The organism is Pseudomonas sp. 10C3, from assembly GCF_036346185.1.
Taxonomy (GTDB): Bacteria; Pseudomonadota; Gammaproteobacteria; order Pseudomonadales; family Pseudomonadaceae; genus Aquipseudomonas.
The window spans coordinates 24,569-39,105 of the sequence record NZ_JASJVE010000028.1; the positions used below are offsets into that span (position 1 = coordinate 24,569).

Genomic DNA, 14,537 nt, shown 5'->3' on the forward strand with positions numbered 1-14,537 from the left:
ACGCCCTTGTCCCGTGAATTGCTGCCGCTGAATGCCGGTCCAACCCATGACCCTCTGCCGCGGCACGATGCCGGTGGCTCCTTGCGTCATTTATTGCGACAGAGTACCCATGCGGAACATGCTCAGCTCAATCGTCAGCCGTTGCTGGCCGGTATCACCCAAGCCGGCTACCCCATCGAACATTACCGGCTGCTGTTGGCCGCCTACATGCCGCTCTATCAGGCGCTGGAGCACGCCATCGGCGGCTTTTCCCAACGCTCAGCCGTGAGCTTCGCTTACACCCCCAAGCTGCCCTGGTTGCTCGCTGATTTGCAGCATTTTGGCGGTGGGCCGGATGACGTCTCAAGTGGCCCGCAACTGACGAGCGCAGTGTTTGAAATCAACACGCTGGGGCAGTTGTTGGGGGTGCTGTACGCAGTGGAAGGCGCCACGCTGGGTGGGCAGCTTATAGCCAGACAGGTTGCCGCTCATCTCGGGCTGAAGGCCAACGCAGGGGCGCGATTCTTCAATGGCTACGGCCCGCAGACCGCCCACCGATGGGAGCAGTTCCTGGTGTACCTGGAAGTGCACGGCAGCGATGCCGTAGTCAGGGACCAGGCGGTGAGTGCAGCCAAGACCACCTTCTCGCGGGTCAGGGAAGTGCTGGATAGATATCAGGCAGACGCTCATGTTGAATAATCACGAGTCAGAGGTGCTCGAGGACGCGCTGAAGAACTGCGCCCGCGAACCTATCCATCTGGTAGGCAGTATCCAGCCGTTCGGGGTGCTGCTGGTTGTGGACCCGCGGCACTGGGTGATTCATACGGCCAGCCAGAACCTTGCCAGCATTTTTCCCATCAATGCTGACGAGGCACTCGGCAAACCATTACAGGAGTTGATCGGACTGGACTCGGTGGCATGGCTGAAAGGTCTGAACCTGGATGATGAGGCGATGGGGCCGAAAATCTGGTCTCTGTCCTTGCTTCGCGAAGGGCAGTGGCTCAAGTATGACGCTCAGGTCTTTCGCTCGGGGAACTCACTGGTAATCGAGGTGGAGCACTGGCAGCCACCTGCTGGCGACGTGTTCCATGAGCTGTTCATTCCCATCCGCGATGCCCTCTGGAAACTGGACGCGGAAGCCGATCTGGGGCGTTACGCCCAGGCGACCGTGGATCAGGTGCGCTTATTGACTGGTTTCGACCAAGTGATGATCTACCGCTTCGATGGCAACTGGGACGGCGAAGTCATCGCGGAGAGCAAAGTCGAGCAAGCCCTGTCTTATCTGGGCAACCGGTTTCCGGCATCGGACATTCCGGCCCAAGCCCGCGAGCTGTATACCAAGAACCTGGTGCGAATCATTGCCGATGTCGATGCCGAACCCGTGCCATTGGTTAGGCAAGACGCCAGTCAACCGGGCGCGCCGCTGGACCTTAGTCACTCCTGGTTGCGCAACCTATCGCCGGTGCATGTTGAGTACCTGCGCAATATGGGGGTGCGTGCCAGTTTGAGCATTTCCCTGGTGCAAAATGACCGGCTCTGGGGCCTGATAGCCTGTCATCACTTAACGCCCAAATACGTGAGCTTGCGCGCCCGGGAGTTGGATGAGTTCATCGGACGCTCGGCATCCCTCAAACTCACCAACATGGACAAGGACGAACGGGATGCCCTGAATCGGCGGATTCGCGACCTGCTGTTCGAAATGACCGAACTGATTCGACGCTCCGACGACCTCGATCGGGTGATCCATCTGCTGCAGGACAAGCTGCTCGGCCTGGTGCGCTCATCGGGTGCTGTGTTCATTCTGGATGGCAAGCGGCATGTACTCGGCGATACGCCCCCGATGGCGATGGTTGAGCGCTTGCTCGAGGTCTTGCGTGATCGCCCGCTTGCGACGGTTTTCCACACTGACGACTTGCGCCAGTTGCTCTGTGAGCTAGGCAGTCCGCTCGCGCCGGATGAGTTCTTTACTGGTGGGGTACTGATTGCCCCGCTGGACCGGAAAACCAGAAATTTCGTCATATGGTTTCGCCCGGGTCTGCTGCGCACCCTGCGCTGGGCGGGCAAGCCGGACAAGACGGTAGTGGTGGATGCTGCGGGTGTACACCTGTCCCCCCGCAAGTCGTTCGAGACCTGGGTTGAAACTTACCACGACAAGTCGTTGGCCTGGTCCCAAGTGGAAATCGTCGCGGCCAATTCGCTATCGCTTGCTCTGATTGAACTGATGGCCCATAAAGCCCTAGAAACGAGCGAAGAGAGCTATCGGCTGCTGGCCGAGAACTCCACTGATATGATCGCGCGCCTCGATTTCAACGGCTACTTCCGCTTTGCCTCTCCGGCATGCCAGGAGCTACTGGGGCGCGACAGTACGCAGCTTGTCGGTCTGCCGTTGGCCGCGGTGTTCGATGAGGGCGTGGTCGCCGAGCAAGGCTTGCTGGCGGGCCTGAAGTCCCTCGGCGCCGTGGTGACCCGAGTCGTGCGCGGGATTCGTCCAGATGCACGGCCCTTATGGGTCGAGGCTACCTTGCGGCATACGCTAGGCAGTCGCGGCGAGAACGAAATCCTGCTGAACGCACGCGACGTCACTCAGCGCTACAATTACCAGTTGGCGATCGAGGATGTTCACCGGCGCAATACCCAGATCATGGAAGCCGCTGGCGAGGGCTTGGTCAGCCTGGATAAACAGGGGCTCATTGTCTACGCCAACGAAATGGCCGTAAAGATGCTGGGGCGCAACGAGGATCGTTTGGTCGGAGTTCATTGCCGCCAGGTCTTTCGATGGGCTGATGAGACTTCCAACGCTGACTGCGGCCAGGCCGAGTGCCCCATGCTCTCCACGCTACGTGATGGCGAGTCGCGCCAAGGGATACGAGGCCTGGTCGGGTATGGGGACGGGGCGTCATGGTTGGCGGAGTACGTCTGTACCCCTCTGGTCGATAATCACCACATTGTCGGGTGTGTGGTGGTGTTCAGTCAGTCTGCTCAGCCGCTATTGTTCGGGCAGGCGGCGGCCACCGAGGTGATCCTTGATCAGGCGCTCGAAGCGGTGATGGTGACCGACCCGGCCAGCCGCATCACCTCAGTCAATCGGGCCTTTAGTGAAATAACCGGCTTTTCAGCTGCGGAGGCCATTGGCAATACCCCCAAGATTCTCAAGTCCGGGGTCCACACGCCGCATTTTTACCAGGAGCTCTGGCGCGTGCTAAAAGACAAGCGGCGCTGGGCCGGGGAGATCTGGAACCGCCGCAAGAATGGCGAAATCTACCCGCAGTGGGGCAGTCTCTCGGCCATTCTCAATGCCGCGGGTGAGGTGCAGAACTATGTTGCCGTGTTCTCCGACATTTCGAAGGCCAAGCAGACCGAGGAAAAGCTGTACCACTTGGCCAACCACGATGCCCTCACCGGCTTGCCCAATCGGCTGCATTTTACCGACAAGCTGCTGCAACTCCTCGAGCGTAGCAAACAGCGCGGCAAAGGGACGGCGGTGGTGTTTATCGACCTCGATCGCTTCAAAATCATCAATGACACCCTGGGGCATGCGATCGGTGACAGCTACCTGAAGGCCGTTTCCGAGCGACTGTTGGCATCCATCCGCAAGCAGGATGTGTTGGCACGCTGGGGCGGTGATGAGTTCATCCTGGCAATGGAGGACGTCAGTGATCGCCAGGCAATTGGCGCCGCCATGACGCGTATGCTGAACCAGTTGGCCGAACCGATCTACCTGGCGGGGCATGAACTTCTACCGAGCGCGAGCATTGGCATCAGCCTCTATCCGGATGACGGCAACCGAACTGCCGAACTCATCAAGGCGGCCGATACCGCGATGTACTGCGCCAAGACGCGGCGTAACTGCTTCGAGTTCTATGCTGAAAACATGGCCATGTCAGCGGACATGAGCATGAAGCTGACGCTGACCAGCGAATTGCGCCATGCCCTGCAAGAGCATCAGTTTTTCCTGGTGTACCAACCCCAAGTCGACCCAGAGAAAAGCATCGTCCGTGGGGTGGAGGCGCTGGTGCGCTGGCAGCATCCGCAGCGTGGTCCCCAGGCGCCCGCGACCTTCCTGCCCTTGATCGAAGAGCTAGGACTGATGGAAGAACTCGGTGTTTGGGTGTTGGCCGAGGCGTGTCGGCAGATGAGGGCATGGACCGACCAAGGGGTTTCGATACCCCGAGTTGCAGTGAACGTGGCGCCGTCGCAATTGAATGACGCCTTTGTCGCCACAGTGGCACGGGTCATTGCTGAAACGGGGATTGCCCCACAGCAACTGGAGCTGGAAATAACCGAGGGGACTCTGGAATCAGGGGAACTTGCGCGCCGGATCACCGGCGGGCTGCGTGGCCTTGGCGTGCTGTTGTCCATCGACGATTTCGGCACCGGCTACTCGTCGCTTTCCCATCTCAAGTTGTTTCCCATTACCTGCTTCAAGATCGATAAATCCTTTATCGACGGAGTGCCTGGCGATGAAGATGATGTCGCCATCGTACGCACCATTCTGGCCCTAGGTACTATCTTTAAATTGGAAGTAGTGGCGGAGGGGGCGGAGACGGCGGAGCAGGTGGCGTTTCTGCGGGCAGAAGGTGTGAGGAGTATTCAGGGCTATTTCTACGCCCGACCGATGCCCCCTATGCAGCTCCAAACCTGGATGGCTGAACAATCCATGGATGCGGTGCCGCTCTTATAGCGGCCAAGCGCTGGTGCTCGGCAAGTCTGAACAACGGCCGGGCCGTTAGTGTGCTATCTCGAAATAAACGTCCCCGCGAGGCGGTCATATCTATCTGATTTTTATCAAGAAACACTCAGATGAAAAGTGACTTCAGTCGGACACTGCACACTAGTAACGGCGTGTTACATGCGAAAGGAAAACATCGCGGATCTCAACGCTGTTCTAGCTCAGGTACGAAAAGACCTGAAAGCCATTGATTCGTGAAAAATCCTTGAAGGCAGGCCAGGTTGCGTCGCCAGGTCATCGACGGAATTACCGAATGCGGTGGAAGAAAGGCGACGTAGTCACAGTCGAATGTAAGGGTATCGATAGCGAACAGAATCAGGCGACTACCGATCACTACCGCATAGGTTTACTTCGGCGATCTGTCGTTACATAACAACCAGGCAGCAAAATCGAATGTTTAGACCGTCTCACGACGCGGCTTCGGGGAATCGGAGATGACATGTCGGAGCATGGTTTTGCTGACACGCGAAAGACCGTTCCTCAGACAGGCCTTTGATTCTTAAGCCTAATCCCGGACAATCGCGCCCCTCTTAAGGTTGGGGGTGCGGACTGTAAAGTGCTGTGATCCGCCCCGGCCTTGCAGTAATGACTGGCTAGCGGAGATGTCGAGCGGATGAATGACCAAGCCACCAGCGTCGATGAACGCGTTGAATCAGTGCCAGCGGGCGTTGCCTCCTGGAGCCACCATGACACCACCTGGATGCTGGGCCTGTTTGGCACGGCAATTGGTGCGGGTACGTTGTTTCTGCCGATCAACGCTGGTATCGGGGGCTTTTGGCCGCTGTTGATTCTGGCCGTGCTGGCGTTCCCCATGACGTTCTACGCCCACCGTGGCTTGACCCGGTTTGTATTGTCTGGACGCGAAGGCGCCGACATCACCGAGGTCGTCGAACAGCATTTCGGCAAGACCGCCGGTGCGCTGATTACCTTGCTGTATTTCTTTGCGGTGTTCCCGATCCTGCTGATTTACAGCGTGGCGCTGACCAATACCGTGGGCAGTTTTCTCGAGCATCAACTGCATGTGCAGCCGCCACCCAGAGCGCTGCTGGCGTTTTTGCTGATCGTCGGGCTACTGGCGGTGGTGCGCTGTGGCGAAAAGGCAATCGTCAAGGCGATGAGCCTGATGGTTTACCCCTTCATCGTTGCGTTGCTGTTCCTGGCGGTGTTTCTGATCCCGCACTGGAATGGCGGGATCCTGGCCACCGCGACCACGCTGCCTGAACCCTCGGCGTTGTTGCACACCCTGTGGCTGGCGATTCCGGTGATGGTCTTCTCGTTCAACCATTCGCCGATCATCTCGGCCTTCGCCGTGGACCAGAAGCGTCAGTACGGCAGTCACGCCGAAGTGCGCAGTTCGCAGATTCTCGCGCGCGCCCACGGCCTGATGGTGGTGATGGTGCTGTTCTTCGTGTTCAGTTGCGTGCTGACCTTGTCGCCGCTGCAACTGGCCGAAGCCAAGGCGCAGAACCTGTCGATCCTGTCCTACCTGGCCAATCACTTCAGCAACCCGACGATTGCTTTCGTCGCGCCGCTGATTGCCTTTGTGGCCATCACCAAGTCGTTTCTCGGTCACTACATCGGTGCCAGTGAAGGCCTTAAAGGCCTGGTCGTCAAAACCGGGCGTCGTCCGGTGCCGCGTACACTGGATCGGCTGACAGCCGCATTCATGTTGCTGGTCTGCTGGCTGGTGGCGACGTTGAATCCGAGCATCCTCGGCATGATCGAAACCCTGGGCGGGCCGGTCATCGCCGCGCTGTTGTTCCTGATGCCGATGTACGCCATCCATAAAGTCCCGGCAATGCGTCGTTACGCAGGCAAGGCGTCCAATGTCTTTGTGACCGTGGTCGGTCTGGTGGCGATTTCGGCGTTGGTTTATTCGTTGATCGACTGATCGGCATTAGAGGGGCATCGCGCTCACATGGGCGTTTTGGCGCGATCAGCCCTCGATTACCTGACTGTTCCTGAACCGTTCCTGAAGAAGTTTCTGATAGACCCGTCGGATGCTTTTCAGCGGTTTACTCCCCTTGATACCGAGGCGTAAGCTTCGCTCGTTTTCACCAATTGCGGAGACCCACAGTGGGTACTTGTTCGAGTGACAGTAGTCGGCCGGTTTTGATAACCGGCATATTCTCGGCACGATAACGCGCAGATTCCCTTGCCGTTGTCTCGCCGAAAAGCGAGAAGCGGCAGCCCGACAGACCTGACCAGGTTCCTGTCCCGAAGTCCTCTCATCGACGCTGAACAGTGCGTGTTGACCGACCCCCGAGTCGGTCATCGCGGTGCTGCGGACGCGCGTGTCGTTTTCGACATGCGGGCCAAGCCTGCCTTGCCGATAAGTCGAGCAGGGTTTCAGGTTGGCTGTGCCTGCCAAGAGGTCTCTTGCCGTAAACCGTTAGGGGAACAGCGATGAAACTCACCCTTTTGAAAGAATTTTTCGCAGGTTTTCTGCGGACCCGGCATTTCTCCCGGCACTTCCGTCGATTGGCGCTGCTCGACAGCGTGACCGATGCCACGGTCAGCCGTGAGGTGCCGCCGACCCTGGCACAAACCCTGGTGGCGGGGGCCAACAGTGATGCGCGTGCTTTGCTGGAGAAACTCGGCAGCCACAACGAAGGCCTGAGCGACAGCGAAGCCGAAGCACTGCGCGAGCAATACGGCCTCAACGAGGTCGAGCATGAGCAACCGCTGCCGTGGTGGATTCACCTGTGGCACTGCTATAAAAACCCGTTCAACCTGCTGCTGACCTTGCTGGCGGTCATCTCCTGGCTGACCGACGACATGAAAGCCGCCACCGTGATTTTCTCGATGGTGGTGCTTTCGACGTTGCTGCGCTTCTGGCAGGAGGCCAAGTCGAACAAGGCCGCTGACGCCCTCAAGGCGATGGTGAGCAACACCGCGACCGTCATGCGTCGCGGGGCCAGCGAGGAAGCGACGCCGATGTTCGCCAGGTTTTATGGTGCGGCAGCGGCGGTTCAAGGTGCATCGCGGATCGAACTGCCGATCAAGCAACTGGTGCCCGGTGACCTGATTGTGTTGTCGGCTGGCGACATGATCCCGGCTGACTGCCGGGTGCTCAGCGCCAAGGACCTGTTCGTCAGCCAAGCGGCGATGACGGGTGAATCCATGCCGGTCGAGAAGTACGCCCGTCAGCAGGATGCCGGCACCCACAACCCGCTGGACCTGGAAAATATTCTGTTTATGGGCACCAACGTGGTGTCCGGTGCCGCCACGGCGGTGATTCTGACCACGGGTAATAACACCTATTTTGGCGCGCTGGCTCAACGGGTCAGCGCTACCGACCGCGCCCCGACTTCGTTTCAGACCGGGGTTAACAAAGTCAGCTGGTTGCTGATCCGCTTCATGTTTGTGATGGCGCCACTGGTGCTGTTCATCAACGGTTTCACCAAGGGTGACTGGACTCAGGCGCTGCTCTTCACGCTGTCCATCGCAGTCGGGTTGACCCCGGAAATGCTGCCGATGATCGTCACCTCGACCCTGGCCAAAGGCGCGGTGTTCCTGTCGCGCAAGAAGGTCATCGTCAAGCGCCTTGATGCGATCCAGAACTTCGGCGCCATGGACGTGCTGTGCACGGACAAAACCGGCACGCTGACGCAGGACAAGATTTTCCTGGCGCGCCACGTTGACGTCTGGGGCGATGAGTCGGATGACGTTCTGGAAATGGCGTATCTGAATAGCTATTACCAGACGGGTCTGAAAAACCTGCTGGACGTGGCGGTGCTGGAACACGTTGAAGTGCACCGCGAGCTGAAAGTCGCCACCGCGTTTCAGAAGGTCGATGAAATCCCCTTCGACTTCACCCGCCGGCGCATGTCGGTGGTGGTGGCCGAGCAGGATCAGGCGCACGTATTGATTTGCAAAGGTGCTGTGGAAGAAGTGCTGGCGGTGTGCAAGCGCGTTCGCCATGGCGATGACGATGAAGCGCTGAGCGCTGAACTGCTGGCGCGTATTCGTCAGGTGACTGCGGCATTCAACGAAGAGGGTCTGCGGGTTGTGGCGGTGGCTGCTCGTTCAATGGCGCCGGGTCGAGACACCTACAGTCTGGCGGATGAACAAGAGCTGACATTGATCGGCTATGTGGCGTTCCTCGATCCTCCCAAGGAAAGCACCGCTCCGGCGCTCAAGGCGTTGGCCGCGCACGGTGTGGCAGTAAAAGTATTGACCGGCGATAACGAGCTGGTGACCGCGAAAATCTGCCGTGAAGTGGGCCTCGAGCAACAAGGGCTGCTGCTCGGGGGGGATGTCGAGCGCATGAGCGATGCTGAATTGGCCGTCGCGGTGGAGACCACCAACGTCTTCGCCAAGCTCACGCCTGCGCACAAGGAACGCATTGTGCGCATGCTCAAAGCCAACGGGCACGTGGTCGGGTTTATGGGCGACGGCATCAACGACGCCCCGGCGTTGCGTACGGCCGACATCGGTATTTCAGTCGACAGCGCGGTGGACATCGCCAAGGAAGCGGCCGATATCATCCTTCTGGAAAAAAGCCTGATGGTCCTGGAGGAGGGCGTACTGGAAGGCCGTCGGACCTTCGCCAACATGCTCAAGTACATCAAAATGACCGCCAGCTCCAACTTCGGTAACGTGTTCTCGGTACTGGTGGCCAGCGCGTTCATCCCGTTCCTGCCAATGTTGCCCATGCATCTGCTGGTGCAAAACCTGCTGTACGACATTTCGCAGATTGCCATCCCCTTCGATAACGTCGATGAGGAAATGCTCAAACAACCGCAGCGTTGGCAGCCAGGGGACGTCGGACGCTTTATGCTGTTCTTCGGCCCGATCAGCTCGATCTTCGACATCACCACCTTTGCCTTGATGTGGTACGTATTCGACGCCAATACTCCAGACCATCAAACCCTGTTCCAGTCGGGCTGGTTTGTCGTCGGGCTGCTGACCCAGACCTTGATCGTGCACATGATCCGCACGCCGAAGATCCCGTTCCTGCAAAGCCGCGCGGCCATGCCGCTGATGGTGATGACCTTCGTCATCATGGCCGTGGGGATCTTCCTGCCGATGGGCCCGCTGGCGCACTACTTCAAACTGCAAGCATTGCCGTCGCTGTACTTCGCCTTCCTGCCGGTGATTCTGCTGGCGTACATGGGCCTGACCCAGGCGGTGAAAGGCTTCTACATCCGGCGTTTTGGCTGGCAGTGACAGGCCTGGCTGAATGGTCTTCGCTCTTCTGTAGGAGCAGACTTGTCTGCGAAAGCCGCAACGCGGTGTGCCTGACAGACCTCGTTGAATGGTCTTCGCTGACGAGTCAGCTCCTACGGAAAGGCTGTAACTCATTGAATGATAATGGTTTTATTTGGTGGGATTTCCGGCCGAACGCTGACCCCTCGGTTTCTGCGCGACAGCGCGCTATACAGGGTCCGTTTTCTTTTTGACGAAGTGCCCGTGCATTTCAATGGTCAGGGTCTCGACGCGTTCGGTCAGGGCTTTGGTCATTTCGGTCAGGCGGGTGTTCTGCTCGAGCAGTTGAAGCATTTGTGCGGCGTTCTGTGCGGCCATTGCCATGCGCTGCTCGTTGGCCAAGGCCAGTGCTTCACGGTGCTGTGCATCGGCATCGGCGTGGGCTTTGTCCCGTGCGGCCTGACGGGTCTGGGCGAGCAGGATCAAGGGCGCGGCGTAGGCCGCTTGCAGGCTGAACGCCAGGTTGAGCAGGATGAACGGATAGACGTCGAATTGGGTGAAGCCACTCAGGTTGACCCCGATCCATAGCACGACGATCAACGTTTGCCCGCCAAGAAACATTGGCGTGCCAAAGAAGCGTGCGAATGCTTCAGCCTTGAGCGCAAAGCTGTCATTGCCAAACGTGGGCGACAGGTGCGCATGCTGCTTGTGGAAGCGCAAATGATCGACATGCGCCTTCTTCGGAGCAGTCGGTGCGGCGGGATCGGAAGCAGGGGAGTCGGGCGCGGCGGCAGTCATGAAAAATTCCTGATGCTCAAGTAAACGGACGGGCACTAACGCCCTTGCCGCCACTATAGCCGCACTCCAGCCGCCTCGATATGTTCGGCAAGCCGATACCGCCGGTCGCTCTTAATCCGGGTGTAAGGGCTTGGACACCTGCATGATGTGCGCATAGTCGTAGACGTATTGCCGACCTGCATGGCTGGTCAGTCGCAGCTCCTCGATCAGTAGGCGCTCTTTCTTGCTCAGATATAACAACCCAGGATGGTCATCGGACTTGAGGCGATCACGTTCATGGGCGTCAGGGAAAGTGATGACGTTCGTCATGAAAAATCTCCTTGCGTATTGAGTCCTTGTTCCCGGATGTCTGTCCAGGCCACTGGTGATGTAGCGACAGTGCACCTTACCCAGAAAAAGTTGGGGGGATCAACCCTGCAAACGGATAGGTTTCACATCACGTGAGTGACTTCGAACGATTGGCGCGAGCCATTGATGGTGATTTCTACAGCGTCCCCTTCCGCCTTGCCGAGCAGGTTTTGCCCCAGCGGCGCGCGGGCCGTGATGACCGTGATCAATACGTCGCCCTGGTAGATCTTCAAGCCTGCGGCATCGGGCCCGAGGAATAACTGCTGCTGGCTGCCGTTGCCGGCCTCCAGGCTGAGCAGGTCGCCGATTTGAATCCCGCGTTGCTCGTCGAAAGGTCGCAGGCTCAGGTTCTGGTACAGCACCAGCGACTGGCGGATTTCCTCGACGCGCCGTGCTTGACCTGCTGCCAGGTACGACGCTTCGAGGCCCAGGGTGTCGTACTTGTTTTCGGCGATATTTTCTTCGTGGGTCGCGGTTTCGTAGGCGGTCTGGGCCGCACGTTGCGCAACGTCCAGATCAACGACGAGTCTGGCGATGATCAGTTCGAGTACAGACTGCTTATTCAGGGTTGATTGCATCAGGCCTAACCACAAAACTGACTGACATTGGCCCGGGTTTTTTCACTGGGCGCGGTTTGATCCTGCTGTAACCAGAATTGGCATTTCGGCGCGCTGAGGCGTTTTTCCTGAGCGGCCTGATTCTGTTCCTGGGCTTGCTGGGCCTGGCTGTCCTGCAGGTTCTGTTTGTACTTGTCGAACATCGGGTTTTCCGACGCCGGTTGCGCCGGAGGACGCGAGCCGAGGGTGGAGGCCTTGAACTGGCTGACGACGCTGTTCAATGTGCTGACCTGACTGGCGAGTGTCGTGGTGTAAGCCAGTCCCACCGTCACCGCGATAGCGATGAACCCCAGCCAGACGCCCAGGGCAATGCAAATAATCAATTTCAGCGGTTGAGAGAGCATTGCACATTCCTGGCGTGATCAGCGGATGCCGACGATTGTCGCACGACAGACGGCCGAAGCTGGAGCTTACAGGCCGTTATGACAGACAATCAGCGGCTTTAGCGTTTCTTCTTTAGGGAACCAGGCATGAAAGTCTCCTGGGATATTTTCTGCAACGTTGTTGATAACTACGGCGATATCGGTGTTACGTGGCGTCTGGCCCGGCAATTGGCGGCGGAGTACCCCTTCGCGGTACGTTTGTGGGTAGATGATTTACAGCCCTTCGTGCGGCTGTGTCCGGGTGCCCAGGTGGATGCCGCGCAGCAGTGGCAGGAGGGGGTCAGCGTCTGCCATTGGACCAAGGACTGGCAGCCGACCGAGCCGGCGGACGTGGTGATCGAGTCGTTTGCCTGCCGTTTGCCACAGGCTTATCGGGACGCCATGCCTCAGCGCATGCGCCCGCCGCTGTGGCTGAACCTGGACTACCTCAGCGCCGAGGAGTGGGTGTCCGGTTGCCATGCGTTGCCATCACCGCAATCCAACGGCTTGCGCAAGATTTTCTTCTTTCCCGGGTTTCGTCAGACGACCGGGGGCTTGTTGCGCGAAGCCGGCTTGCTCGATCAGCGCCACGCTTTCCAGCAGGACCAAGCCCTGCAGCGAACCTTTTTACGAAGCTTGGGCGTGGCTCCGGAAGAAGGCGCGCGCCTGATATCGCTGTTCGCCTATGAAAACGCCGGGCTGGCCAGTTGGCTGACGGCATTGGCCGCCGATAGCCGACGGACCCACTTGTTGGTGCCTGAAGGGCGGATTCTGGGCGACCTGCAGCGTTGGCTGGGCGTCGAGGGTTTGCGGCCGGGAGCCATGGAAGTCCGTGATTCGCTGACGGTCCACGTGCTGCCATTCGTCCGACAGGAGGACTATGACCGCCTCCTGTGGTGCTGCGATTTCAACGCTGTACGCGGGGAAGACTCGTTTGTTCGTGCGCAATGGGCCGGTCGACCGTTCCTCTGGCACATCTATGAACAAGATGACGATGCACACTGGGTCAAGCTCGACGCGTTCCTCGATCTCTACCTCCTGGGCCTCTCGCCCGCGGCTGCCCAGGCACTGAGGGATGTTTGGCGAGCCTGGAATGCCGGACAGGACATGGGGCAAAGCTGGTCTGATGTGCTGCAACACTGGCCGGAAGTCACCCGGCACGCCGAATACTGGTGCCAGGAACAGGCTTCGCGGGCAGATCTTGCAGCGGCTCTAGTACAGTTTTACCGAAATTGGATATGATGCGCGGCCTAGATATTTGTAAATCCATCCAAATTCGGATAATCGTAATGAAAACTGGTAAAGAACTGAAACCCGGCACCGTGATTCGGCTCGAGAATGACCCTTGGTTGGTTCAGAAAGCTGAATTCACCAAGTCCGGTCGTAACAGCGCGATCATGAAAACCAAGTTGAAGAACCTGTTGACCGGTTACAAGACCGAGATCGTGTACAGCGCCGACGACAAACTGGACGACGTGATCCTTGATCGCAAGGCCGCCACCCTGTCTTTCATCAGCGGCGACACCTACACGTTCATGGACACCACCGACTACACCATGTACGAGCTGAACGCTGAAGACCTTGAAGCCGTTCTGCCGTTCATCGAAGAAGGCATGACTGACGTTTGCGAAGCGATCTTCTTTGAAGAGCGTTTGGTTTCCGTTGAACTGCCGACTACCATCATTCGTGAAGTTGACTACACCGAAGGTTCCGCACGTGGCGACACGTCGGGCAAGGTGATGAAGCCAGCCAAACTGAAAAACGGTACCGAGCTGAGCGTTGCTGACTTCGTCAACATCGGCGACAGGATCGAGATCGACACACGTGATGGCGGTTCTTACAAAGGCCGCGCTAAATAAGCGCAGTCTTGTTCCGCAACACACGAAAGCCCGACCATCGAGTCGGGCTTTTTTGTACGTGTTGATGGGTGAAGCAGGGGCTTGCTTCACCACCAGCGAGTCAGACCGTGACGTGCAACCGTACATCGACGTTGCCACGGGTCGCGTTGGAGTAAGGGCAAACCTGGTGAGCGGCCTCGACCCACTGCTGTGCGTCGGCGGGCTCCAGGCCTGGCAGGCTGATGTGCAGGTCGATGTCCAGACCAAAACCACCGGGGATCTGGCCGATACCGACGTGGGCGGTGATCGAGGCGTCTGCCGGGACAGTGCGTTTTTCTTGACCGGCAACGAATTTTAGCGCGCCGATGAAGCAGGCCGAGTAGCCCGCAGCGAATAGTTGCTCAGGGTTGGTGGCTTCGCCGCCAGCGCCGCCCAGTTCTTTTGGGGTAGCCAGTTTGACGTCGAGGATGTTGTCGCTGGAAACAGCGCGACCATCACGGCCACCGGTTGCGGTTGCGACAGCGGTATAGAGCGTGTTCATGGTGAATCCTCATAGCGTTGATTTTCAATCGCGCGCTAAATGTTTGCGCGCTAACTAAGTGAGCGGCAAATGTATCGCTCGAATAGTTAGTGCGCAAGATAAATAGTGAGGAATGTGATGACCGGCGGGTTTTAGGGGCGGGGCGCGCACGCCTTTGTCTGACAAATCGTCTTC

11 protein-coding genes are annotated in these 14,537 nt (G+C 58.4%); 6 read left to right on the top strand and 5 right to left on the bottom strand.

The features are described from left to right. Positions 1-6: 6 nt before the first annotated feature. From QN399_RS22160 to mgtA, 4 genes are all read left to right on the top strand, one after another. Positions 7-678, top strand: coding sequence for a biliverdin-producing heme oxygenase (locus QN399_RS22160; RefSeq protein ID WP_330201653.1), 672 nt, complete (start codon positions 7-9; stop codon positions 676-678). Then, positions 668-4,660 (top strand): EAL domain-containing protein, encoded by a 3,993-nt coding sequence (locus tag QN399_RS22165; RefSeq protein ID WP_330201654.1) that lies wholly within the window; start codon positions 668-670, stop codon positions 4,658-4,660. The genes QN399_RS22160 and QN399_RS22165 overlap by 11 nt, the downstream gene beginning before the upstream one ends. Before the next feature lie 661 nt (positions 4,661-5,321). After that, on the top strand, positions 5,322-6,599 hold the full coding sequence (locus QN399_RS22170) for a serine/threonine transporter (RefSeq protein WP_330201655.1): 1,278 nt from the start codon (positions 5,322-5,324) through the stop codon (positions 6,597-6,599). A 515-nt stretch (positions 6,600-7,114) separates the two neighbouring features. Next, entirely contained in the window at positions 7,115-9,880 is a 2,766-nt protein-coding gene (gene mgtA / locus QN399_RS22175) for a magnesium-translocating P-type ATPase (RefSeq protein ID WP_330201656.1), read from the top strand. 207 nt (positions 9,881-10,087) lie between these two features. Here the strand turns inward: mgtA and QN399_RS22180 are convergent, their stop codons facing one another. The 4 genes from QN399_RS22180 to QN399_RS22195 all read right to left on the bottom strand — a co-directional run bounded on the left by QN399_RS22180 (position 10,088) and on the right by QN399_RS22195 (position 11,966). Beyond that, positions 10,088-10,657 carry a DUF1003 domain-containing protein gene (locus tag QN399_RS22180; RefSeq protein ID WP_330201657.1) on the bottom strand — a complete coding sequence of 190 codons (570 nt, stop codon included), beginning with the start codon at positions 10,655-10,657 and terminating at the stop codon, positions 10,088-10,090. A gap of 111 nt (positions 10,658-10,768) precedes the next feature. Further along, positions 10,769-10,966, bottom strand: a complete 198-nt coding sequence (locus QN399_RS22185) for a hypothetical protein (protein ID WP_219061673.1) — start codon at positions 10,964-10,966, stop codon at positions 10,769-10,771. A gap of 122 nt (positions 10,967-11,088) precedes the next feature. Continuing rightward, entirely contained in the window at positions 11,089-11,571 is a 483-nt protein-coding gene (locus QN399_RS22190) for a transcription elongation factor GreAB (protein WP_330201681.1), read from the bottom strand. Positions 11,572-11,588: 17 nt separating this feature from the next. Next, on the bottom strand, positions 11,589-11,966 hold the full coding sequence (locus tag QN399_RS22195; RefSeq protein WP_330201658.1) for a hypothetical protein: 378 nt from the start codon (positions 11,964-11,966) through the stop codon (positions 11,589-11,591). Between the two features lie 126 nt (positions 11,967-12,092). On the opposite strand from QN399_RS22195, the gene earP reads away from it, so the two are divergent. Then, on the top strand, positions 12,093-13,226 hold the full coding sequence (gene earP, locus QN399_RS22200; RefSeq protein ID WP_330201659.1) for an elongation factor P maturation arginine rhamnosyltransferase EarP: 1,134 nt from the start codon (positions 12,093-12,095) through the stop codon (positions 13,224-13,226). 47 nt (positions 13,227-13,273) lie between these two features. Then, positions 13,274-13,843: an elongation factor P gene (locus QN399_RS22205; protein WP_330201660.1), complete on the top strand. Its 570-nt coding sequence runs from the start codon at positions 13,274-13,276 to the stop codon at positions 13,841-13,843. 100 nt (positions 13,844-13,943) lie between these two features. Here QN399_RS22205 and QN399_RS22210 read toward each other — a convergent pair whose 3' ends face one another. Then, a complete protein-coding gene (locus tag QN399_RS22210) occupies positions 13,944-14,363 on the bottom strand; it encodes an organic hydroperoxide resistance protein (protein ID WP_330201661.1) in 420 nt (139 codons plus the stop codon). Positions 14,364-14,537 lie beyond the last annotated feature (174 nt).